A 20,856-nucleotide genomic window follows, 5' to 3' on the forward strand; every position below is an offset into this window, starting at 1 on the left:
GACTTGCCATGGCGGCTGCTGAATGCAAGACCCTAGATATGCAACGTTTTTGGATCATAGCCGGTTTCTTATGCGCGGTCGGATTGCTGTCAGCGGCGGTCTGGACTTATGGCTATCGTCAGGCCCTGTCGCAACTGAGCGAGAAGGCCGAGGCTGATTTGGAACTGGCCGCCGACCGTCTGAGCACGCAAATGCAGGTCTATCAGGAAGTGGCCGCCTTGATGGCGGATCATCCTGCTTTGCAGGAGCTAGAAACATCAGAACAGCAACGGGCCGCCCGAAAGGTGCTGCTGGATGTGGCAGACAAAACCGCTGCCGTTAACGTTATGTACCTGAATCCGGAGGGTCAGGTTCTTGTCGCGGCCCAACCGGTGACGCAGCGCGATATGTCCGCACATCCGGCCTTCGAGCGCGCCATGCAAGGTGCCTTGGGCAGCGCGCATGGGGTCGAAGACGCAAGCGGCGATCGCATCTATTCATATGCGGCCCCTGCATTTGGGGAATTGGGGCAGATACAAGGCGCGTTGATGGTTCTGGCCGATGTGCAGGACGTTGAACAAACTTGGCGCGGTAGCACCGATGCGGTGTTTTTCGTTGATACGGATGGGGTTGTCTTTATCTCGAACCGTTCGGATCTGCTGCTATGGCGCCGCGGGCAAGGGCAGCAAGGCCTGATGTCACCAGAAGGTGAGAATGTCGATTTCGCCTCAACCTGGATTGCGGGATATGAAGTGTGGAAGCTCGATTGGGGTCGCTATCTGCCCCGTCGCGCCTTGCATCTAACGCTCGATCTTCCGGTGATTGCGATGACCGCAGAGATGCTGGTTGATGTCGCCCCGGCGCGCCGGTTGGCGGGGTTGCAGGCGGCGGCGGTTGCGGCGATCTGTTTCGCCTTTGGTGCTTTGTTGTTTCTGGCCTCGGAACGCCGTCGGACACTTGCAGAGGCAAATACCGTGCTGGAAAGCCGGGTCGCGCAACGCACGCGCGCCTTGACGGCGGCTAATAGCGCTTTGCGCCACGAAGTTGCCGAGCGGCAGGAGGCGGAGGCCGCGCTCAAACAAGCGCAGGCCGATTTGGTTCAGGCTGGTAAGTTGAGCGCTTTGGGCAAGATGTCGGCTGGCATCAGTCATGAATTGAACCAGCCCTTGATGGCGATTCAGCAGTTCGCCGACAACGGGTCCGCCTTTCTTGAGCGCGGCAAGGGCCAGAGAGCTGGCGAAAATCTGGGCCGTATTTCCGATATGGCCGCACGCATGGCGCGGATCATCAAGAACCTGCGGGCTTTTGCGAGAAATGAAAGCGAACCAATGGGGCGCGTTGATCTGGTCCAGGTTCTGAACACTGCCACCGAATTGACCGAGGCGCGCCTGCGCGATGAGAATGTCGCGTTGGAGTGGGTGCCGCCAAAGGATGCGGTCTATGCTTGGGGTGGAGAGGTGCGACTGGTACAGGTGTTTGTCAACCTAATCAATAATGCAGCGGATGCGATGGTCGATCGACCGACGCGCAGGATATTGGTCACTCTGTCAGGGGGGAAGCCTATTCGCGTGTCGGTGCGGGATACCGGACCCGGCATCGAGGACCCCGACCGCGTGTTTGAGCCGTTCTACACCACAAAAACAGTTGGGACGTCCGAGGGGATGGGTCTGGGGCTGTCGATATCCTACGGTCTGGTTCAGAGCTTCGGGGGGGATATTCGCGGTGCCAACACGGACGAGGGTGCTGAATTCACGGTTGAACTGGAACCCTTTGAAGAAGATGAGGCAGCATGATCCGCAAAGTGCTTTTGGTCGATGATGATGCCGCCGTACGTGAGGCCTTGGCGCAAACCCTCGAATTGGCCGAGTATGAACCGGTCACCGCGGGATCTTTCGTGGCCGCAAAGGATCATATTCATCGTGACTTCGGCGGTGTGATCATCTCGGATATTCGCATGCCGGGGCGGGATGGGTTTCATCTGCTCGCATACGCGCGCGAGGTTGATCCTGAGCTTCCGGTGGTATTGCTGACAGGTGAAGGCGATATCCCGATGGCGGTACAGGCCATGGGGCAGGGAGCATTTGATTTTCTGGAAAAGCCCTGTGCAGCAGCGGATTTATTGGCGGTACTCGAACGAGCCTTTGCCGCGCGCGCAGAAATTCTGCAGGAACGCGAGCAACGGCGCGAACTTGAGCGTGGCGATCCCGCAGCACGCATGCTGTTTGGGTTGTCAGATCAAGCCGAGGCCTTGCGTGAGCGAGTGCGGAGCGTAGCGCCAACACGGGCCGAGGTACTGGTTACCGGGCCAGCGGGTAGCGGAGTTTCAAAGGTCGCTGAAGTTGTCCATCTGATGTCTCCGGTTGGACAGGGGCCATTTGTCAAACGCCCTGCCTCAGGCCTGAACCCGGATGATTTATTGCGTGTCTGCAAGGACGCGGCAGGCGGATCGCTGTATCTGGATGAGATCTCGGCGATGTCGGATGCCACGCAATACGCCGCGCTGGAACTGATCGAACAAGGGACGGAAGCCAGAATCATCGCAGGGGCAACGGCCGATTTGTCGGACCTTACTGCACAGGGAAGGTTCAATGCCGATCTGTTCTATAGGTTGGATGTCATGCGGGTGCGAATCCCGGCCCTGTCAGAACGGCCCGAGGATATCCCCGTCATCTTTCGCCGCTATGTGGCGCAGGCCGCTGAGCAGGCCGGGATTGCGGAACCTGAAGTGACACCCGAGCATCTGGCCTCGCTGATGGCGCAGGATTGGCCGGGCAATGCCCGATCGTTGATGTCGGCGGCAATGCGGTTTGTGTTGGGGATGCCGGATGAGGTTGCACAGGCCGCTGATCTGGGGTTGAGCGAGCAATTGGCGCGTGTTGAGAGGTCTTTGCTGATTGCAGCCCTTGGGCGCCACAATGGCAAGGCTGCGGATGCCGCCAAGGCACTGAAGCTGCCGCGCAAAACTTTTTATGACAAGCTGACCCGCTACCACATTAGGCCAGAAGACTATCGTCGTTAGCAAAACACTTCCGCTAGGGCGAACTGCGGTTGCGCTGTGGCTTAAGCGAGCGATTCGCTCGCATCGATTCGGATATTGTGCGGAAATTCGCACAAGGTGCTGACTGCCTGTGCGAAAAATCGCACAGCGTAGTTCTGCCGAAACACCAGATTTATAACGGACATCATTTAACCGTAAGAAATTATTTGGAAAAAACAGATTTCAGCAACATCTAAACAAAATGTTGAGAGTGAGGAGCCGATTCGGTTCACTCCGCAACATACGGCGCTGATTGGGCGCTCGATGGAAGTTTTAGGGAAGTCTGGGAGGATAAGACTGATGAAATTCCTGACAACGGCAGCAACCGTAATCGCACTGTCCGTGACAGCGACCGCTGGTGTAGCAGCTTGCGATGATGGCGAGATCGTCGTGAAGTTTGCGCATGTGACCAATACGGACAAACACCCCAAGGGCATCGCCGCTTCGCTGCTTGAGCAGCGCGTCAATGACGAGATGAACGGCGTGATGTGCATGGAGGTTTATCCGAACTCCACTCTTTACAACGATGACAAGGTTCTTGAAGCGATGCTGCAGGGCGACGTGCAGTTGGCCGCGCCCTCGCTGTCGAAGTTTGAGAAGTTTACAAAGCAATTCCGCCTGTTCGATCTGCCGTTCATGTTCAAGAACATCGATGCTGTGGATGCGTTCCAAGCCTCGGCTGATGGTCAGGCGATGAAAGACAGCATGCAGCGCCGCGGCCTTCAGGGGCTGGCATTCTGGCACAATGGCATGAAGCAGATGTCTGCGAACAAGCCGTTGGAAGATCCGTCGGATGCGAACGGCCTGAAGTTCCGCGTTCAGTCTTCGGACGTATTGGTTGCCCAGATGGAAGCAATTGGTGGCAGCCCTCAGAAGATGGCGTTCTCGGAAGTGTACGGTGCTCTGCAACAGGGCGTTGTTGACGGGCAGGAAAACACCTGGTCGAACATCTACGGCAAGAAGTTCTTCGAGGTGCAGGACGGCATCACAGAAACGAACCACGGTATCATCGATTATCTGGTTGTAACCTCAGTTGACTGGCTGGACAGCCTGGAGCCTGAAGTTCGCGATCAATTCCTGACGATTCTCGCCGAAGTGACCGAGACCCGTAACAAGGAGGCCTTTTCCGTAAACGAAGCTGCCAAGGCTTCGATCACTGACGCAGGGGGCATCATCCGGGAACTGAACCCCGAGCAGCGCCAGGCCTGGGTCGATGCGATGAAGCCAGTCTGGGACAAATTTGCCGGTGACGTTGGTCAGGACAAGATCGACGCCGCACAGGCGATCAACGCCGGGTTCTGATCCCGGTTCAAGCCACGCGTCCGGGGACTGGGGAGTTATGGACGCATAGGCTGGGCGGGCCTTAATGGCCCGCCACACTCCCACCACTCTCATCAAAAAAATGCGGGGACAGAGAGATGTCTGGTGCGAAACCCGGCCAAGGCGGGCTGGTCGACCATATCGAAGAAACCATGATTGCGTGCCTGTTGGGTCTGATGACAATTGTCACCTTCGCCAATGTGATCGCGCGGTTTGTATTCAATTCTAACATTCTTTGGGCGCTGGAACTGACAGTATTCACCTTCGGTTGGTTGGTGCTGCTGGGTGCGTCTTATGCAGTGAAGAAGCATGCACATCTGGGTGTTGATGCGATCCTGAACATGCTGGCCCCCGCGCCACGCCGGGTTTTAGCGCTGATAGCCGTTGCTTGCTGTCTGGTGTTTTCTCTGCTCCTGCTCAAGGGGTCGTATGACTACTGGGCAGTGTTTGCCGATCTGCCGCCAACCTCGGGTCGCTGGTTTCCGACCGGCTTTGACATGAGTGCGCGCAGCCAGAGCTTCTATGAAGTTGATGATATCCCGATGGTCGCGCCGCTGCGGTTTCTGGAAGATATGATCAACTATGGCGAGTATTACGAGAAACTGCCCAAGGTCGTTCCGTATTTCGTTCTGCCTCTTTCGATGTTGCTGCTGGTGATCCGTTTTGCACAGGTCGCAGTACAGATTTGGCGCGGTGAAACTGATCGCCTTGTAGCTAGCCACGAGGTTGAGGACGAGATCGAAGAAGTCCGCGCCCAGCAGGGGGAGCATGACTGATGGACGTCGTACTACTTTTCTCGATGGTCATTGGCCTATTGTTGATCGGAGTTCCGATCGCGGTGGCACTTGGTCTCAGCTCGACCCTCTTCCTGCTGATCTATTCCGACAGCTCATTGGCTTCGGTCGCTGGCACGCTGTTCGAGGCATTTGAGGGGCATTTCACCCTCTTGGCTATCCCGTTTTTCATTCTCGCGTCATCTTTCATGACCACAGGTGGAGTGGCGCGGCGGATCATCCGGTTCTCGATCGCTTGTGTAGGGCACTTGCCCGGAGGTCTGGCAATTGCTGGCGTCTTCGCGTGTATGTTGTTTGCGGCCTTGTCGGGTTCGTCTCCGGCGACAGTTGTCGCAATCGGGTCGATCGTCATCGCTGGCATGCGTCAGGTGGGCTATTCCAAGGAATTCGCCGCCGGTGTGATCTGTAACGCAGGGACACTGGGCATTCTGATTCCGCCATCAATCGTGATGGTGGTCTATGCGGCAGCCGTGGAGGTTTCGGTCGGGCGGATGTTCCTTGCGGGCGTTATTCCGGGTTTGATGGCTGGTCTGATGCTGATGATCACCATTTACGTCATGGCCAAGGTCAAGAACCTTCCCAAAGGCGATTGGAAAGGTTGGGGCGAAGTCTTCACGTCAGCACGCGAGGCCGGTTGGGGTCTGTTCCTGATCGTCATCATCCTCGGCGGTATCTACGGAGGTATCTTTACCCCAACCGAGGCCGCGGCTGTTGCTGCCGTCTATGCGTTCCTGATCGCAAGTTTTGTCTACAAGGATATGGGTCCGCTCAGCACCGAAGGGGATGCGCAGAACATCTCGCTGCTCAAGAAACCCTATGCGTTGATCACGGCCTTTGTGCACCCCGACACCAAGCATACACTTTTCGAGGCGGGCAAGCTGACTGTCACGCTGCTGTTCGTGATCGCCAACGCGCTGATCCTGAAACATGTGCTGACGGATGAGCAGGTGCCCCAGCATATCGCAAGCGCCATGCTATCGGCGGGTCTGGGGCCAGTGACTTTCCTGATTGTGGTCAACGTGATCCTGCTGATCGGTGGCCAGTTCATGGAGCCCTCAGGTCTGCTGGTCATTGTGGCCCCCCTGGTGTTCCCGATTGCCATCGAGCTGGGCATCGATCCGATCCATCTGGGCATTATCATGGTGGTCAATATGGAGATCGGGATGATCACGCCTCCGGTCGGGTTGAACCTGTTCGTAACCTCGGGCGTGGCGGGTATGCCGATGATGAGTGTTGTGAAGGCAGCGTTGCCGTTCTTGGCCGTGCTGTTCGTCTTCCTCATCATGGTTACTTACATCCCGTGGATTTCGACATTCCTACCCAACACTTTCATGGGGCCTGAGATCATAACCAACTAGATCGGGTAAACCGAGCATATGAACCGGGCGATGTAATCCGCCCGGTTTTTTTGTCTTGAAACTGATGCCCAAACGCATATCTGAGGGTCGGAGGACGACCTCACCATCATGGACGATTATTCGGGACGACCCGATCTCGGAAAGTGAGGTGTTCTTATGCCCTGGATATTACTGTTGTTTGCTGGCCTGCTCGAAATCGTCTGGGCCGTCGCGATGAAGCAGACCGCTGGTTTCACGCGGCTGTGGCCGACGGCGATCATGGGTGTTGCGATGATCGGGTCATTTGGCCTGCTTGCAATGGCCATGCGGGATCTGCCGCTTGGTACCGCCTATACGATCTGGACCGGGATCGGCGCAGTAGGGGCGTTCACTGTTGGCGTCCTATTCCTGGGCGAAGCGCTGACGCCCATGCGGATCGGCGCTGCGATTCTAATCGTGACGGGTTTGATCATCATGAAACTGGCCTAAGCGTTGACGGCCATAGTGGTGTCGGGCAGCTTTGCGAAACAACTCCGAACAAAGGACACCTGCATATGCTGACCGACACCGATGCACGCTTGCTCCGCGTCGCCTATGATGAGGCGAAAGCTGGATTTGACGAAGGAGGCTGCCCAATCGGTTCAGTGCTTGCGCGGGGTGGTGAGGTCGTTGCGCAAGGGCGTAATCAGCGTGTCCAACTGGGCGACCCGATCGCCCATGGGGAAATGGATGCGCTGCGCAAGGCAGGGCGGCAGAAGACCTATCGCGATACTGTGCTCTATACCTCGCTTTCGCCTTGCATGATGTGTTCTGGCACGATCGTACAGTTCGGTATCCCGCGTGTTGTGATCGGAGACACCGTGAATTTTGGCGGAAATGAGGACTTCCTGCGCGATCGCGGTGTCGAGGTCATCATCGCTGATGACCCGGACTGCATTGCATTGATGAGGCGTTTTATCGAAGAGAAGCCCGCGCTTTGGGCCGAAGATATTGCCGAATGAGGTTGGCGATCAGGCGCTTTCAAGCGCCTGAATGATGCCCGAGAAATCATTTGCTTTCAGACTGGCGCCACCCACCAACGCTCCGTCAACATTTGAAACGCCAAAAATCTCGGCAGCATTACCGGGTTTGACCGATCCGCCATACAGCAGGCGGACTGACCGGCCGACACCTTCGCCAAATCGGCGTTCCAGACGTGCGCGTATGAAATCGTGCACTTCTCCGATCTCTTCCAAAGTTGGAACCTTGCCTGTGCCGATGGCCCAGATCGGCTCATATGCGACAATCAGGTTCTCGCCTGTCGCTTGATCCGGGATCGAACCCGACATCTGTCCACCGATGATATCCAGAGTATTTGCTGCTTCGCGCTGCTCAAGGCTTTCACCGACGCAGATGATCGTCTTCAGGCCTGCATCCATGGCGGTGCGGGCTTTGGCACGGATGTCTTCGTTCTGCTCAGCATGATCTTCACGGCGCTCGGAATGGCCAAGGATCACTGCGCTCGACCCTGCATCCAACAGCATCTCGGCACTCAGATCCCCGGTATGCGCACCCGAGAGCGCCGCGTGGCAGTCTTGGCCGCCAACGGTAATGCCCGAACCTTCAACCGTATTTGCCGCGCGATGAAGCAAAGTGGCTGGTGGGCATATCAGGATTTCTACCGCAGAAGATGGGTGCGAGGCTTTCAACGCTTCCAGCTCGCTCAGCGCAACGCCAGTTCCGTTCATTTTCCAGTTGCCTGCCGCCAACTTACGCCGCATCGCGATCCCTCCGGTTTTCTGCTTTGAATCCTCGGATATCACCCGCAGGCGGGGCTGACAATTCCGGTTGCATAGCGCTACTTGTCAGGACACATTGCGCGCGTTGTTGCGGAGGATGGCATGATAGACGATCTCGATCTCGCCAAATTGGATCTGCGTGATCCAGCTGAGATGGAAAAGCTGAGACATGCTGTTCGCCAGATCGGATTTCTAACAATCTCCAATTCCGGCCTCGATGCCGCCCGTGTGCAGCTGGTGATTGACGCGTATCGCGATTTTTTTCGTCAACCCGATGAGATCAAGCAGAGCGTCGATATGGCAGCTACGGGTGCCAACCGCGGTTGGGGTGCGCCGCGTTCCGAACAGGTGGATCTCAGGGCGAACCCGGATTTCAAAGAAGTCTTTGATAGCGGTTTTGAACTGCCAGCCGATGATCCATATGCGGGGCGGGGATTAAGTGTGTATGCCCCAAATCTCTGGCCAGACGGGGCCGACGCCTTTCGGAGAACGATCCAGAGTTACTATTCAGACGCCTGCTCAGTTGCCATTCGCGTTTTGCGCGCGATTGCGATTGCCATCGGTAGGGATGCAAACAGTTTTGATGCGGCCTTTGATACGCCAATGGCGCTGCTGCGCGGTAACTTCTATCCGCAACGCCCTGATTGGGCAGGGGAAAAGGACTTTGGTATCGGCGCGCATACGGATTATGGCTGCCTGACTTTGCTGGCCACGGACGGCACACCGGGTCTGGAAGTTCGTATGCCTGATGGCGATTGGCAAGCTGTAAACGCCACGCCGGGACAATTCATAATCAATTTCGGGGAGATGCTGGAGTTTTGGACGGCAGGAGAAGTCAAAGCGACCGAGCATAGGGTCAAAGGCAGCGTGAACGAGAGGATCTCGGTTCCGTTGTTCTTTAATCCTTCTTACGACACAAATGTTGCGCCGCCGGGTTCATACGCCACGATCCGCGCCGGAGAGCACCTGACGCGGCGATTTAATGAGACCTACGTCCACCTAAAAGCTGCGAGTTAGCGTTGTTCAGCCAAGGTTTCGTCGAACTTGATCGATTCTCCGCATCCGCATGCATCGACTACATTCGGGTTTCGGAACTTGAACCCGGCCTCAAGCAGTGAAACCTCGTAGTCGATCTCGGTTCCGAACAGGAACATCTGTGCCATGGGGGCGATCATTACACGCGCGCCATCCTGCTCGACCACTTCGTCGTTCGGGTCGGCATCATGGACGTAGTCCATGGTGTATTCCATCCCCGCACAGCCGCCTTTCTTGACGCCGATGCGCAATCCGGTGTGACCGCCGGATTTCATAAGCCGAACAATCTGTTCAGCAGCTTTAGGTGTCATGGTCACGGCTTGTTTGCCGGGAATGCCAAACATGGTGGGCTCCGTTATCGCGCGTTATCTCTAATCTAAGGCCGACACGCGCCGGGCTCAAGAGAGAGCCTGTTCAAATACACACTCCGCGCAGGGTTGTCACGATGGTGCGCAAAGCTTTAGCGTACCTGAAGTAAAGGACAGGCATTCCAGAGAGGTTTGGATCGATGAGAGCGCAGAACTGGGCAGGAGCAGCCATTTTCACATCTATGTTGCTGGCGTCCGCGTCTGCGGCACTTGCGATAGATGACACAAAACGGCACCCGGTCAACTGTGCTACCGCACCCGGTGATCTGCGCGCAATCGCAGCTGAAAAGAAACATGCCGAGGACCAGCAGGCTGAAAGCGTGTTCTCGATCCTCCCTGCCGGTGCCTTGCTGGGTCTCGTCACAGGAACCGAGAGCAAGCACCTGAAGATGCTGTCAGGCGACTATATAAAAGAGCTGGACGCGCGCGCTGCTGAAATCAAGTCGACCTGTAACATCGAATAATCAAACAAAAAGGGCCGCTCTCGGGCAAGAGCGGCCCGGAATGGGCCCATTGAATGGGGGATGGCTATGGTCAGAGGCCCATGCAATTCACGAAGTATGTCAATTTAGCGGGGCAATCGGATAAGACGCCCGCTACTCGACATCCTGCGCCAGCACGTCCAGCAGATCGAAAAACGCATGCTTAATCACTGGGTCAGTACCTGAGGACCTTGTGACCCAGCATTGTGACAACATGAAAACGGTTAAGTAACACGCAGTACACCGTTTTGTAACATCGCCATGTTTTTTGTGAGTAAGTCGAGAGTTACATGAAACCCAGCTCAAGCCGGGCTTCATCTGACATCATTTCCATGCCCCAAGGTGGCTCCCAAGTCAGTTCGACGTCGACCTCTTTGACACCAGCAACGGGTTCGATTGCTTCCACGATCCAACCGGGCATTTCGCCTGCGACAGGACAACCTGGCGCAGTGAGGGTCATGATCACCTTGACCGCGTTTTCTCCGGTGATGTCGATCGTATAGATCAGACCGAGATCGTAGATATTGACCGGTATTTCTGGGTCAAACACCGTCCGGCAAGCTTCGACCACGGGTTCGTAGAGCGGGTGATCGATGGTCGAGGGAGCGATCAGAGGGCTGCCTTCGAACTGTTCACTGGGGTGGGTCATTGATGCCTCGGGTCTGTTACCTGAGAAATTATATAGGGAAAGTGCCGGGCAGCGTCCAGAGGTGCCGTGGCGCCTGATTTGGGCGCCACGACAGATCAGTCGTTGATGTCGTGCCTGAAGGTTTTGACCTGACCGTGCGGCAGGGCAAACATACGGCGCAGAACCAGCCATGCGACCAGTGACAGAACAGCAAATATCAACAGCAGAACGGGCAGGGATGGCGTGAGGCCAGGGATCAGCAAAGCCACTCCGGTAATGGCTGCACCGATGGCAAAACCCAGGAAAATGAAGCCGGGCAGCGCGACCTCAAGGATGCCCAGAGCAAGCGCTCCGGCCAACCAAATCCACCACGTCAGCCAGAAAGGATCGGCCATCATTTTCCTCCTTTAAGCATGTTAAAGGCATTGCCGAAGGCTTCAAGTGCGTTTGCAGGCACAACGATGGTCTGCGAGCCGGTGCCGTTGCCCAGGGCGTTCAGCGATTCCACCTGTTTCAACGCAACCTGATACTGTGCCGCTTCCAGCCCGTTGTCCTGAATGGCCTTTGCCACGACCTGAGTCGCATAAGCTTCGGCCTCAGCCGAGATTCGGCGGGCCTTGGCGGTCTGCTCTGCCGCATAAAGTTCGGCATCTGCCTGCAGCTCAACGGCACGCTTTTGGCCCTCGGCCTCGGTCACCTGCGCGCGGCGGGCACGTTCGGCGTTCAATTGCTGCAACATCGCGTCACGAGTGGCCTGATCGAGGTTCACGTCCAGAATCTCAGCGCGGGTTACTTCGATCCCCCAATCGTCAACAGCGGTTTCTACGCTTTCCTGAATACGTTCAATCAGTTGCGCCCGGTTCGATTGCACTTCATCCAGGTCCATCTTGCCGATCTCGGCGCGGACGATACCGGCTACAGTCGTTGCAATCGCACCGTCGACATCGCGGATGCGATAAACCGTCTTTTCTGGCTCGAGAATGCGGTAGAACACCGAGGTATCGATCTGCACCAGAACGTTGTCCTTGGTAATTGCGTCTTGCGTTGCGTTTGGCAACTGACGCTCAAGGATGGATATCTTGTGGCGGGCAACATCTAGAAAAGGAACGATAAAATTGATCCCGGGCCCAAGCACCGAATGCAGGCGGCCAAACCGTTCAACCACGTACTTTTCGGATTGAGGCACGATTTTGATGCCTTTGAATATGACAATGGCAATAAGCGCCGCTGCCAGCAGGTAGATAATGTTCGAAGTAATCAGTCCGATAATCTGGTCTTCTATCATACTGTCCTCATTTATTGTGTACTATGGTATACATATGGGGATTGAGTCGCTCAATTACAACTCTGGTATGGATTGTGCTGGCCGGAATGCAAATCGGTGAAAACGTTCATACCGGCCAGAAATTCCCTTTTGTGGCAGCTTTGCATCCCACTGGTGTTTGCGTTATCGGACGAGGATGAAACTGATTATCGATACAGACCCCGGCATCGACGACGCAATGGCCATTGCCTATGCCGCCGCTGCGTCCGAAATTGACCTGATCGGCCTGACCACCGTGTTCGGCAACACCCATGTGCATCAATCCAGCCGCAATGCGCGGTTTCTGGTGGACAAACTGAGGCTGGGCATACCCGTGGCCCAAGGCGCGTCCTCCGCTTTGGGAGAGAGCACGCATTCACCTTCGGAACATGTGCACGGCCCCGAAGGCTTTGGTGACCTGACCCAGATTGAAGAGATCGGTGAAAACCACGCCTTGTCCGCCGCAGAGTTTCTTGTCGACATGGCGCGCAGCCATCGCGGAGAGCTGGTCGTATGCGCGGTTGGGCCATTGACCAATATCGCTGATGCCATGCGATTGGACCCCGAGTTTGCGGACAATCTTGGCAAGCTCGTCATCATGGGCGGGGCCGTGTACTGCCCGGGCAATATCACCGAACATGCCGAGGCGAATATCTATCACGATGCCAAAGCTGCAGACGAAGTCTTTGCCGCGCCGCCGCCTACGATTCTGGTGGGATTGGATGTGACTCTGAAAACGCTCTACGAGACCGCTGATTTTGAGGCGCTCGCTGAACGTTCCCCTGACATGGGTGGTTTTCTGCGTGATATCTCGCGCTTCTATTTAAAGTTCTACAAAGAGATCGGTGGGCTTGAAGGGTGCGGACTGCATGACTCGACTGCCGTTATCGCCTGCACCCATGAACCGATGTTCGAAATGGTCGAAACGGGTGTGCAGGTGGCGTTGGACGGGGCTGAGATCGGTGCGACTCGTCCTGACCCTGCACGGCCACCAGTGCGAGTGTGCCGGGATGTCGATGGGGCAGGGGTGGTGCGCCTGTTTACGGACCGTGTAGCCTCGTTGCCCTGACGGGTTGCAATGCCCTTGCAGATCGGGCAAAGCCTGCCCGGTTCAGCGATCCAAGGCGTTACCATGACCCAGCGATTTTCTTTCGACCTGAAAGCCACCGATGGCAAGGCCCGCACAGGCGTGATCAACACGCCGCGCGGTGAGGTGCGAACGCCGGCGTTCATGCCTGTGGGCACAGCCGCGACCGTCAAGGCGATGATGCCGGAAAGTGTGCGTGCCACGGGTGCCGATATTCTGTTGGGCAACACCTATCATCTGATGCTGCGCCCAACGGCCGAGCGTATCGATCGTTTGGGAGGCCTGCACAAGTTCATGAACTGGGACCGGCCCATCCTGACGGATTCTGGCGGATTTCAGGTGATGTCGCTGGCCGGTCTGCGCAAACTGACCGAGAAGGGCGTGACCTTTAAATCTCACGTCGATGGCTCGAAGCACGAATTGACGCCGGAACGGTCGATGGAAATCCAGCGGCTTTTGGGCTCGGACATCGTCATGTGCTTTGATGAATGCCCTGCGCTGCCCGCCGATCGCGACCGTATCGCCGAGTCCATGCGCCTTTCGATGCGGTGGGCTGCGCGGTCGCGTGAAGCGTTTGGAGACCGCCCCGGACATGCCCTGTTTGGGATCATGCAGGGCGGGCTGGAACAGGATCTGCGGGAAGAAAGTGCCGAGGCGCTTAAGCAGGTCGGTTTTGAAGGCTACGCCGTCGGCGGCCTTGCCGTGGGTGAGGGGCAGGAGGCCATGTTCAGCTGCCTTGACTATGCGCCTGACTTCTTGCCCCAGGATAAACCGCGTTATCTGATGGGCGTAGGCAAGCCTGATGATATCGTAGGTGCCGTTGCACGCGGGATAGATATGATGGATTGCGTTCTACCTTCGCGGTCGGGTCGCACCGGGCAGGTGTTCACGCGTTACGGTGTGGTCAATATCAAGAACGCCCGCCATGCTGACGACCCACGCCCGCTGGATGAGAACTGCACATGCCCCGCGTGTTCAAGTTATTCTCGCGCCTACTTGCATCACGTGTTCCGCTCGAATGAGATGATCTCGGGCATGCTGCTGACTTGGCACAATCTGCATTACTTTCAGGAAATCATGCAGGGAATGCGGGACGCGATTTCACAGGGCACATTCGCAGATTGGCAATCGCAATTCCACGCGCTTCGGGAGCAAGGCGATATTGAACCGCTGTAGATTGTGGCCATTGCGGTGACAAACGCGGTATTTTTTGCTATACTGTTCGCGCATTATTTACCATTTTCATTTGTTTTGTTCAGGAGGATTCAATGCCTCGCTTTATTGTTTCTCTCGCAATCGTTCTTTGCGCATCGACATCTCTTGCGGATGTCTGGACCTTCGAAACCCCGTCCGAGAATATTCAGTGTGTCGTCGGGCAGGGGGCGAGTGTTTCGGACCTGTCTTGCACCATAATTGAGCGGAGTGGTGCGCCTGCGTTCCCGCGCCCGGCGGATTGTCAGTCGGACTGGGGACATGATTTTTTCATGACTAATACGGGCGCCGTCCGCATGCTGTGCCAACCAGTCAGCCATAACCGGGACGGATTTGACCGTGCAGACTACGGCGTAACCGGAGAGTTTGGCGGGTTCGTCTGCCATTCCTCGAAAAAGGGCTTGGAATGTAGAAACGAAGTCGGTCATGGCTTCTTTTTGTCGCGAGCTAAGCAGAGGGTGTTCTGATCCACGCTGGATGATCTGTTGCCCGTTTTAAAGCTGGGTTCGCTAAAATCGGTGGATATGTCTGTCGGATGCCTTGAAGTCCCCAAATCATCGGGTCATGCTGCAACACGACAAATGACGATGAGGTTGAAATGGGGGAACAGGTGCCCCACCTTTATCGTCCAAGACAGGAGATGGCCAAAGGTTGCCTGAATCAGGGACCAGCGCCGTCTTGCCAATGATAAGGATAGAGCATGCAAGAGCCTCTGAATTCCTCATACCCCGTCCTGCCGCTGCGCGATATCGTGGTCTTCCCACATATGATCGTGCCGCTGTTCGTGGGCCGTGACAAATCGGTCCGCGCCCTGGAAGAGGTGATGCAGGATGACAAGCAAATTCTGTTGTCCAGCCAGATTGATCCTGGTGAGGATGATCCGGAAATCGACGGTATCTACCGCTCGGGCGTTCTGGCCAACGTGCTGCAACTGCTGAAACTGCCCGATGGCACCGTGAAGGTGCTTGTCGAGGGGCAGGCGCGGGTGCAGATCACAGAATTCCTTGAAAACGATCAGTTTTTCGAAGCGCGCGCCGAGTATCTGACCGAGATTCCGGGCGATGTCACCACGACCGAAGCACTGCTGCGCACCGTCGCCGATGAGTTCGAGCGATATGCCAAAGTGCGCAAGAACATCCCCGAAGAAGCGCTGGCCGCTGTTGGTGAAACCACCGAGCCTGCAAAGTTGGCCGACCTTGTGTCAGGTCATCTGGGCATCGAGGTTGAACAGAAACAGGAACTGCTTGAGACTCTCTCGGTGAGCGAGCGGCTTGAGAAGGTCTATGGCCTGATGCAGGGCGAAATGTCGGTTCTGCAGGTCGAGAAAAAGATCAAGACCCGCGTCAAATCCCAGATGGAGAAGACGCAGCGCGAGTACTATCTGAATGAGCAGATGAAAGCCATTCAGAAGGAGCTTGGCGATGGTGAGGACGGCAGCAACGAAGTTGCCGAACTGGAAGCCAAGATCAACGAGACCAAGCTGTCGAAAGAGGCGCGCGAAAAGGCCGAAGGTGAGCTGAAAAAGCTTAAGAACATGTCGCCCATGTCGGCTGAAGCGACCGTTGTGCGCAACTATCTGGACTGGATCCTGTCACTGCCGTGGGGCACCAAATCTCGCGTTAAAAAGGATCTGGGTCGCGCGCAGGACATTCTGGACGCCGATCATTATGGACTTGAGAAAGTCAAAGAGCGGATCGTCGAATATCTGGCGGTTCAGCAGCGCTCGAAAAAGCTGAAAGGCCCGATCCTGTGCCTTGTTGGCCCTCCGGGTGTGGGTAAAACCTCGCTGGGTAAATCGGTCGCAAAAGCCACGGGGCGCGAATTCATTCGCATCTCGCTGGGTGGTGTGCGCGACGAATCTGAGATTCGTGGCCACCGTCGGACTTATATCGGGTCGATGCCCGGCAAGATCATTCAGGCGCTGAAGAAGGCGAAAACCACAAACCCTCTCATCCTGCTCGATGAAATCGACAAGATGGGGCAGGATTTCCGTGGCGATCCAGCCTCGGCGATGCTGGAGGTGTTGGACCCGGAACAGAACAACACGTTCATGGATCATTATCTTGAGGTCGAATATGACCTGTCCAACGTGATGTTCCTGACCACGTCTAACAGCTACAACATGCCTGGGCCTCTGCTGGACCGGATGGAGATCATCCCGCTGGCCGGTTACACCGAAGAGGAAAAGAGCGAGATCGCCAAGCAACACCTGATCGACAAACAGGTCAAAAACCATGGTCTGAAAGCCAAGGAGTTTGAGCTGACCGATGAGGCGCTGCAATCGATCATCCGCACTTATACCCGCGAGGCGGGTGTGCGGAACCTCGAACGCGAAATCGCCAAAGTGGCGCGGAAATCGTTGACCAAGATCATCAAGAAAGAGGCGGAGACCGTAAAAGTGACGCCCGACAATCTGGATGATTTTCTTGGAGTGCCCAAGTTCCGTTATGGCTTGGCTGAACAGGACGATCAGGTTGGTGTAGTCACTGGCTTGGCCTGGACTTCGGTCGGTGGTGATCTGCTGCATATCGAGGCTCTGAAACTGCCCGGCAAAGGGCGGATGAAGACCACTGGTAAGCTGGGCGATGTGATGAAGGAATCGATCGACGCGGCGTCGTCTTACGTCCGATCAATTTCGCCTCAGATCGGGGTTAAACCGCCGCAGTTCGACAAAATCGATATCCACGTGCACGTGCCCGATGGTGCGACGCCAAAGGATGGTCCGTCTGCGGGCTTGGCTATGGTGACCTCGATTGTTTCGGTCCTGACCGGTATTCCTGTGCGCAAGGACATCGCCATGACAGGCGAGGTTTCGCTGCGCGGCAACGCGATGCCGATTGGCGGGCTGAAAGAAAAACTGCTGGCTGCCCTGCGTGGCGGGATCAAGACCGTCCTCATTCCCGAAGAGAATGAAAAGGATCTGGCAGATATTCCCGACAACGTGAAAGAAGGGCTGGAGATCATCGCGGTCAAACACGTCTCGGAAGTACTGGAGCAAGCGTTGATACGTAAGCCCGAGTCAATTGAGTGGGATGAGGCCGCTGAAGAGGCCGCTGCCGCTGCCGCCAAGGCGGCCGAAGGGGCAGGACCGTCGGCAACAGCCCACTAACCCTGAAACAGATTAATTAGAAAGGCGGGGTCATTCCCCGCCTTTTTTTGTTCAAAGTCCAATGACAGGTTTGGTCGGGTCCAGCACCTCTTCGTTTTCGATGTAAGCCTGGAATTTTTTGTCCGACAGCGCCGAGCGTACGGCGAGCGCAAAAATCACTGCCGAAAATGCCGCACACAGCACAATGTCCCAACCAAACGGGATCTGTTTTTGCGCGCCTTCTCCAAACTGACCCATGTAAGAGATCAGCCCCAAACCACAGAAATAGGGCATCAGCCAAAGCGCCTCGGTTGCGTCCATTTCATCGAGCCGATTGTGAAAGCGGATCAGCAGCAGCGCCATGCCGATGAGCAGTGCAATTCCCAGCCTCCAGACCGTGTCCCATCCGCTCCAGTAGACGATCAGGGTTGAGATCGCGAAGGCCGTGAGCCCGACAAGTTTGACGGCGGGAATACGGATTGAGCGCGGGCGGTCAGGCATCAGATCGCGTAAACACACCACGGCGATTGGGCCGACCGCGAATGAAAGCACAATGGCGGCCCCGTTCAGGGCGATTACGGTTGCGAACGGGACCGTCAGTAAAAACAGAGTGCCAATCAGAAAGTTGAGAGCCAAGGCCCAAAGCGGTACTCCGAACGATGACAAGATCTGCAAACGTTTCGGCAGGAACCCGTTTTGCGACAGGGCCAGAGCGATACGGGCGTTCGATCCTGTTGCAACCAACCCATTGCCAAACGGGCCGATGACCGACCCGACGTTCAGCAAGCTGAGGAACCACAATATTCCGACAGACATTATGACGCCATCCAAAGGACCTTGCCCACCGAAGCTGAGACTCGCCCAACCATCGCGGATCATCATGGGATCAAGCGCGCCGATAAAGGCCACCTGTAATCCAAGGTAGATCAAGGCACATAGTACAATGGACAGAACCAGAGCGGCCGGGATGTCGAATTTTGGGTTTCGAACTTCTCCTGCCATATCAACAACATGCCGGAAACCTATAAAGGAAAAGATCACCCCACCGGTTGATACTGCGGCCATGATGCCTTTCAGGCCGTAGGGGGCGAAACCGTCAGGGGCGGAGAAATTCTGCACGTCAAAGCGGGTCGCGATCAACAACACGGACAATACTATCGGAATGGCAATCTTGGCCCAGGTCAGCGTTGCATTTACCTGTGCAAAAAATTTCACGCCCAGTGCGTTCACAGCGACGAACAGCAACATGAACAGCAAGGCGACCGAAACACCAGCGCCGGTCAGTTCGCCGGTATCCGCGGCGTGGAGCCATGACGCGTAGGGCGCGAGGTATTTAAGCATGGCTTCAACTTCGATCGGAGCGGTGGTGTTGTAGCCAATCCAGGCCGTCCATCCCATCGCCATCGACACGATGTTGCCGTGTGAGAACTGAGGGACGCGTGCGATTCCGCCTGGGATAGGTAACATCGCTGAAATCTCGGCGAATGTTATTGCCAGTATGAACATCGCAACGGCGCCAATAATCCAAGAAAGAACCGCGGCGGGGCCTGCGTGTTGCACGGCGAGCAGGGGGCCGAAAAGCCAGCCTGACCCAATGATTCCTCCAACCGAAATGAAGGTCAGGCCGACCAGGCCAATTTCCCGCTTCAGTTTCGCCATGTTATTTCTCGCCCAAAGAGGGGTGCCTTATTGGTGGCTATGACATCAGGATAAGCAGGCCACGGGAAACATGGCAAGCACCACATATCATGCAGAAAATTCGCGAAAACGAGGTCTGCCCGATTCATCTTCTAAATCCTGCTGGGCGTGTTCTTCGAAACGCGATCGCCGGCAATAGGTATTTGAAGTGGAATCGACTCGGAACATGAGGCACGCTGGTCGTCTGTGCCAAGGTAGGAGAACCCAGGATGCCTCTGTACAATGATATGTTCGAGCTTTCGGTCGAAGATATGGATATAATCGAAGAGGCCATGCGTCATGCCATAGCTTCCAGATCGAATGGCCCTGTTGACGAGAGGGTGGAAGAAAGGGAAACCCGTGAAGACTTTGTGCGCAAGGCACACGACCTTCTGGGGCGTCTGCATGACCAAAAGGTTTTTTATCGTCCTAAATCCGGCGTGTATGTCGGAGGATGACAGCATTGTGTTCGCAGCGTTGAACCAAATGGCTCCAAAACGCTTCAACTATGCCGCATAAGAATTTGAATAATATGGTGGGTGATAAGAGATTTGAACTCCTGACATCTTCGATGTGAACGAAGCGCTCTACCACTGAGCTAATCACCCATAGCGGCGTTTGATACAGCGGCTTGTGTTTCGCCGCAAGTTCAAAGCGTTCAAATTGCAGCGCGTCAGACGAAATCCGGTTTTCACCCAATGACCGCCAAGTCGGATAGATCGGAAAAAATCAGGTTCGAGCAAAAAACTTGAAAACGCCGCTTGACGATGCCGGGGTGTAGCCATAATACACCCCAACGTTCAGAGATGAACGGGCAGTGGGCGGTTGTAGCTCAGTTGGTTAGAGTACCGGCCTGTCACGCCGGGGGTCGCGGGTTCGAGCCCCGTCAACCGCGCCATCGCTGCCAGCCTTTGATCCGGGCAAACGGATCGCACATAGACCCTAAATGCGCGGTTGTAGCTCAGTTGGTTAGAGTACCGGCCTGTCACGCCGGGGGTCGCGGGTTCGAGCCCCGTCAACCGCGCCATTTTCCTTCGAGTTAGAAAGTCATACGCCCTTGTGGGCGTTTTTTTGTGCCGACATCTTACTGATCTTATGGTTTATTGCCTGCAAAACATCAGGGGCAAGCAGTGACCAGTCTAAATCGAGTCATCATGGCACGGCGCAGCCGGCAGTGGGTCCGCGGCCTGAAGCCGGAAACACTTGATGTCATTGAGATTTCTGGTTCGTGGGGTAAGCAATTTGGATTTTGCAGCTATGAACAGATTTGGCATAAGCAACATGATATCTGCACCGGACCCGTTCTGAATAAACAACAGCAGGTGCGAAAGGTCGATCTGGTTTTGGCCAATCAGGTGTGGGAGCACTTGGATCGCCCGGTTGAAGCCACGCTGAACGTGCTAGAGATGCTAAGGCCCGGAGGGTATTTCTGGCTGGCCGTCCCGTTCTTCATTCCGTTTCACGCTGCTCCGCATGACTGTTCGCGCTGGTCTGCGCGCGGATTGAAAAACCTGCTCACTGAGTGTGGGTTCGACCCGGATCTCATCCGGGCCGAACAGTGGGGTAATCGGCATGCCGCTTTGCGCAATCTCGAACTTGAATGGCCTCCTGTTTATGACCCTGAGACAGACAATTTGGAGAACGATCCCGATTTTCCAATCTGCGCATGGGCTCTGGCTAAGAAAACCAGTGCTTAAGCCGAGTGTCGAAAAATCGCCTGTTCTTACTTTG

The 20,856-nt window shown here is 55.8% G+C and carries 21 protein-coding genes and 3 tRNA genes; 17 read left to right on the top strand and 7 right to left on the bottom strand.

The window, feature by feature from the left end:
* Nucleotides 1-38 precede the first annotated feature (38 nt).
* From ACR0CZ_RS10205 to ACR0CZ_RS10235, 7 genes are all read left to right on the top strand, one after another.
* Nucleotides 39-1,772, top strand: a complete 1,734-nt coding sequence (locus tag ACR0CZ_RS10205) for an ATP-binding protein (protein WP_170393222.1) — start codon at nt 39-41, stop codon at nt 1,770-1,772.
* Nucleotides 1,769-2,998, top strand: a complete 1,230-nt coding sequence (locus ACR0CZ_RS10210) for a sigma-54-dependent transcriptional regulator (RefSeq protein ID WP_170393221.1) — start codon at nt 1,769-1,771, stop codon at nt 2,996-2,998. The genes ACR0CZ_RS10205 and ACR0CZ_RS10210 overlap by 4 nt, the downstream gene beginning before the upstream one ends.
* A gap of 318 nt (nt 2,999-3,316) precedes the next feature.
* Entirely contained in the window at nt 3,317-4,318 is a 1,002-nt protein-coding gene (locus tag ACR0CZ_RS10215) for a DctP family TRAP transporter solute-binding subunit (protein ID WP_170393220.1), read from the top strand.
* A gap of 116 nt (nt 4,319-4,434) precedes the next feature.
* On the top strand, nt 4,435-5,112 hold the full coding sequence (locus tag ACR0CZ_RS10220; RefSeq protein ID WP_170393219.1) for a TRAP transporter small permease: 678 nt from the start codon (nt 4,435-4,437) through the stop codon (nt 5,110-5,112).
* Nucleotides 5,112-6,488, top strand: coding sequence for a TRAP transporter large permease (locus ACR0CZ_RS10225; protein ID WP_170393218.1), 1,377 nt, complete (start codon nt 5,112-5,114; stop codon nt 6,486-6,488). Before ACR0CZ_RS10220 ends, ACR0CZ_RS10225 begins: the two co-directional genes overlap by 1 nt.
* A 156-nt stretch (nt 6,489-6,644) precedes the next feature.
* The gene (locus ACR0CZ_RS10230; RefSeq protein WP_170393217.1) at nt 6,645-6,956 is read left to right on the top strand and encodes a DMT family transporter; all 312 of its coding nucleotides are present in this window, start codon (nt 6,645-6,647) and stop codon (nt 6,954-6,956) included.
* 65 nt (nt 6,957-7,021) lie between these two features.
* A complete protein-coding gene (locus ACR0CZ_RS10235; protein ID WP_170393216.1) occupies nt 7,022-7,468 on the top strand; it encodes a nucleoside deaminase in 447 nt (148 codons plus the stop codon).
* Between the two features lie 9 nt (nt 7,469-7,477).
* Here the strand turns inward: ACR0CZ_RS10235 and tpiA are convergent, their stop codons facing one another.
* On the bottom strand, nt 7,478-8,227 hold the full coding sequence (gene tpiA, locus ACR0CZ_RS10240) for a triose-phosphate isomerase (protein ID WP_170393215.1): 750 nt from the start codon (nt 8,225-8,227) through the stop codon (nt 7,478-7,480).
* 120 nt (nt 8,228-8,347) lie between these two features.
* Between tpiA and ACR0CZ_RS10245 the strand changes: the two genes are divergently transcribed.
* A complete protein-coding gene (locus ACR0CZ_RS10245) occupies nt 8,348-9,262 on the top strand; it encodes an isopenicillin N synthase family oxygenase (protein WP_170393214.1) in 915 nt (304 codons plus the stop codon).
* Here ACR0CZ_RS10245 and ACR0CZ_RS10250 read toward each other — a convergent pair.
* Nucleotides 9,259-9,624 (bottom strand): HesB/IscA family protein, encoded by a 366-nt coding sequence (locus tag ACR0CZ_RS10250; RefSeq protein WP_170393213.1) that lies wholly within the window; start codon nt 9,622-9,624, stop codon nt 9,259-9,261. The two genes, ACR0CZ_RS10245 and ACR0CZ_RS10250, sit on opposite strands and share 4 nt — an antisense overlap.
* Nucleotides 9,625-9,788: 164 nt before the next feature.
* Here ACR0CZ_RS10250 and ACR0CZ_RS10255 point away from each other — a divergent pair, with 164 nt between their 5' ends.
* Nucleotides 9,789-10,112, top strand: a complete 324-nt coding sequence (locus ACR0CZ_RS10255) for a hypothetical protein (protein WP_170393212.1) — start codon at nt 9,789-9,791, stop codon at nt 10,110-10,112.
* A gap of 304 nt (nt 10,113-10,416) precedes the next feature.
* On the opposite strand, the gene ACR0CZ_RS10260 is transcribed toward ACR0CZ_RS10255, so the two are convergent.
* The 3 genes from ACR0CZ_RS10260 to ACR0CZ_RS10270 form a co-directional block, all read right to left on the bottom strand.
* Nucleotides 10,417-10,779, bottom strand: coding sequence for an SUF system Fe-S cluster assembly protein (locus tag ACR0CZ_RS10260; protein WP_170393211.1), 363 nt, complete (start codon nt 10,777-10,779; stop codon nt 10,417-10,419).
* 95 nt (nt 10,780-10,874) lie between these two features.
* Nucleotides 10,875-11,153 carry an NfeD family protein gene (locus ACR0CZ_RS10265; RefSeq protein ID WP_170393210.1) on the bottom strand — a complete coding sequence of 93 codons (279 nt, stop codon included), beginning with the start codon at nt 11,151-11,153 and terminating at the stop codon, nt 10,875-10,877.
* On the bottom strand, nt 11,153-12,043 hold the full coding sequence (locus ACR0CZ_RS10270; protein WP_170393209.1) for an SPFH domain-containing protein: 891 nt from the start codon (nt 12,041-12,043) through the stop codon (nt 11,153-11,155). The genes ACR0CZ_RS10265 and ACR0CZ_RS10270 overlap by 1 nt, the downstream gene beginning before the upstream one ends.
* 175 nt (nt 12,044-12,218) lie before the next feature.
* On the opposite strand from ACR0CZ_RS10270, the gene ACR0CZ_RS10275 reads away from it, so the two are divergent.
* The 4 genes from ACR0CZ_RS10275 to lon all read left to right on the top strand — a co-directional run bounded on the left by ACR0CZ_RS10275 (nt 12,219) and on the right by lon (nt 17,469).
* A complete protein-coding gene (locus ACR0CZ_RS10275) occupies nt 12,219-13,130 on the top strand; it encodes a nucleoside hydrolase (protein ID WP_480503209.1) in 912 nt (303 codons plus the stop codon).
* Nucleotides 13,131-13,193: 63 nt separating this feature from the next.
* Nucleotides 13,194-14,324 (top strand): tRNA guanosine(34) transglycosylase Tgt, encoded by a 1,131-nt coding sequence (gene tgt, locus ACR0CZ_RS10280; protein WP_170393702.1) that lies wholly within the window; start codon nt 13,194-13,196, stop codon nt 14,322-14,324.
* A 92-nt stretch (nt 14,325-14,416) separates the two neighbouring features.
* Nucleotides 14,417-14,827, top strand: coding sequence for a DUF6636 domain-containing protein (locus ACR0CZ_RS10285; RefSeq protein ID WP_170393207.1), 411 nt, complete (start codon nt 14,417-14,419; stop codon nt 14,825-14,827).
* A 233-nt stretch (nt 14,828-15,060) separates the two neighbouring features.
* Nucleotides 15,061-17,469, top strand: coding sequence for an endopeptidase La (gene lon, locus ACR0CZ_RS10290; RefSeq protein WP_170393206.1), 2,409 nt, complete (start codon nt 15,061-15,063; stop codon nt 17,467-17,469).
* 51 nt (nt 17,470-17,520) lie between these two features.
* Here the strand turns inward: lon and ACR0CZ_RS10295 are convergent, their stop codons facing one another.
* Entirely contained in the window at nt 17,521-19,107 is a 1,587-nt protein-coding gene (locus tag ACR0CZ_RS10295; protein WP_170393205.1) for an APC family permease, read from the bottom strand.
* 248 nt (nt 19,108-19,355) lie between these two features.
* On the opposite strand from ACR0CZ_RS10295, the gene ACR0CZ_RS10300 reads away from it, so the two are divergent.
* Nucleotides 19,356-19,583 (top strand): hypothetical protein, encoded by a 228-nt coding sequence (locus tag ACR0CZ_RS10300; protein WP_170393204.1) that lies wholly within the window; start codon nt 19,356-19,358, stop codon nt 19,581-19,583.
* 75 nt (nt 19,584-19,658) lie between these two features.
* On the opposite strand, the gene ACR0CZ_RS10305 is transcribed toward ACR0CZ_RS10300, so the two are convergent.
* Nucleotides 19,659-19,733: transfer RNA gene (locus ACR0CZ_RS10305), tRNA-Val, on the bottom strand.
* Between the two features lie 213 nt (nt 19,734-19,946).
* On the opposite strand from ACR0CZ_RS10305, the gene ACR0CZ_RS10310 reads away from it, so the two are divergent.
* From ACR0CZ_RS10310 to ACR0CZ_RS10320, 3 genes are all read left to right on the top strand, one after another.
* Nucleotides 19,947-20,023 (top strand) — tRNA-Asp (locus tag ACR0CZ_RS10310).
* A gap of 52 nt (nt 20,024-20,075) precedes the next feature.
* Nucleotides 20,076-20,152: transfer RNA gene (locus ACR0CZ_RS10315), tRNA-Asp, on the top strand.
* Between the two features lie 103 nt (nt 20,153-20,255).
* The gene (locus ACR0CZ_RS10320) at nt 20,256-20,822 is read left to right on the top strand and encodes a methyltransferase domain-containing protein (protein ID WP_170393203.1); all 567 of its coding nucleotides are present in this window, start codon (nt 20,256-20,258) and stop codon (nt 20,820-20,822) included.
* Nucleotides 20,823-20,856 lie beyond the last annotated feature (34 nt).

The sequence above is a fragment of the Ruegeria sp. H9 genome, from assembly GCF_056532915.1.

Bases quoted from the DNA above. Each gene is read 5' to 3' on its own strand.
- ACR0CZ_RS10255 (WP_170393212.1), top strand. From the start codon at position 9,789: ATGAGAGCGCAGAACTGGGCAGGAGCAGCCATTTTCACATCTATGTTG.
- ACR0CZ_RS10205 (WP_170393222.1), top strand. From the start codon at position 39: ATGCAACGTTTTTGGATCATAGCCGGTTTCTTATGCGCGGTCGGATTG.
- ACR0CZ_RS10230 (WP_170393217.1), top strand. From the start codon at position 6,645: ATGCCCTGGATATTACTGTTGTTTGCTGGCCTGCTCGAAATCGTCTGG.
- ACR0CZ_RS10250 (WP_170393213.1), bottom strand. From the start codon at position 9,624: ATGTTTGGCATTCCCGGCAAACAAGCCGTGACCATGACACCTAAAGCT.
- ACR0CZ_RS10265 (WP_170393210.1), bottom strand. From the start codon at position 11,153: ATGGCCGATCCTTTCTGGCTGACGTGGTGGATTTGGTTGGCCGGAGCG.
- ACR0CZ_RS10275 (WP_480503209.1), top strand. From the start codon at position 12,219: ATGAAACTGATTATCGATACAGACCCCGGCATCGACGACGCAATGGCC.
- ACR0CZ_RS10285 (WP_170393207.1), top strand. From the start codon at position 14,417: ATGCCTCGCTTTATTGTTTCTCTCGCAATCGTTCTTTGCGCATCGACA.
- lon (WP_170393206.1), top strand. From the start codon at position 15,061: ATGCAAGAGCCTCTGAATTCCTCATACCCCGTCCTGCCGCTGCGCGAT.
- ACR0CZ_RS10260 (WP_170393211.1), bottom strand. From the start codon at position 10,779: ATGACCCACCCCAGTGAACAGTTCGAAGGCAGCCCTCTGATCGCTCCC.
- tpiA (WP_170393215.1), bottom strand. From the start codon at position 8,227: ATGCGGCGTAAGTTGGCGGCAGGCAACTGGAAAATGAACGGAACTGGC.
- ACR0CZ_RS10270 (WP_170393209.1), bottom strand. From the start codon at position 12,043: ATGATAGAAGACCAGATTATCGGACTGATTACTTCGAACATTATCTAC.
- ACR0CZ_RS10210 (WP_170393221.1), top strand. From the start codon at position 1,769: ATGATCCGCAAAGTGCTTTTGGTCGATGATGATGCCGCCGTACGTGAG.
- ACR0CZ_RS10220 (WP_170393219.1), top strand. From the start codon at position 4,435: ATGTCTGGTGCGAAACCCGGCCAAGGCGGGCTGGTCGACCATATCGAA.
- ACR0CZ_RS10215 (WP_170393220.1), top strand. From the start codon at position 3,317: ATGAAATTCCTGACAACGGCAGCAACCGTAATCGCACTGTCCGTGACA.
- ACR0CZ_RS10245 (WP_170393214.1), top strand. From the start codon at position 8,348: ATGATAGACGATCTCGATCTCGCCAAATTGGATCTGCGTGATCCAGCT.
- ACR0CZ_RS10295 (WP_170393205.1), bottom strand. From the start codon at position 19,107: ATGGCGAAACTGAAGCGGGAAATTGGCCTGGTCGGCCTGACCTTCATT.
- ACR0CZ_RS10225 (WP_170393218.1), top strand. From the start codon at position 5,112: ATGGACGTCGTACTACTTTTCTCGATGGTCATTGGCCTATTGTTGATC.
- tgt (WP_170393702.1), top strand. From the start codon at position 13,194: ATGACCCAGCGATTTTCTTTCGACCTGAAAGCCACCGATGGCAAGGCC.
- ACR0CZ_RS10235 (WP_170393216.1), top strand. From the start codon at position 7,022: ATGCTGACCGACACCGATGCACGCTTGCTCCGCGTCGCCTATGATGAG.
- ACR0CZ_RS10300 (WP_170393204.1), top strand. From the start codon at position 19,356: ATGCCTCTGTACAATGATATGTTCGAGCTTTCGGTCGAAGATATGGAT.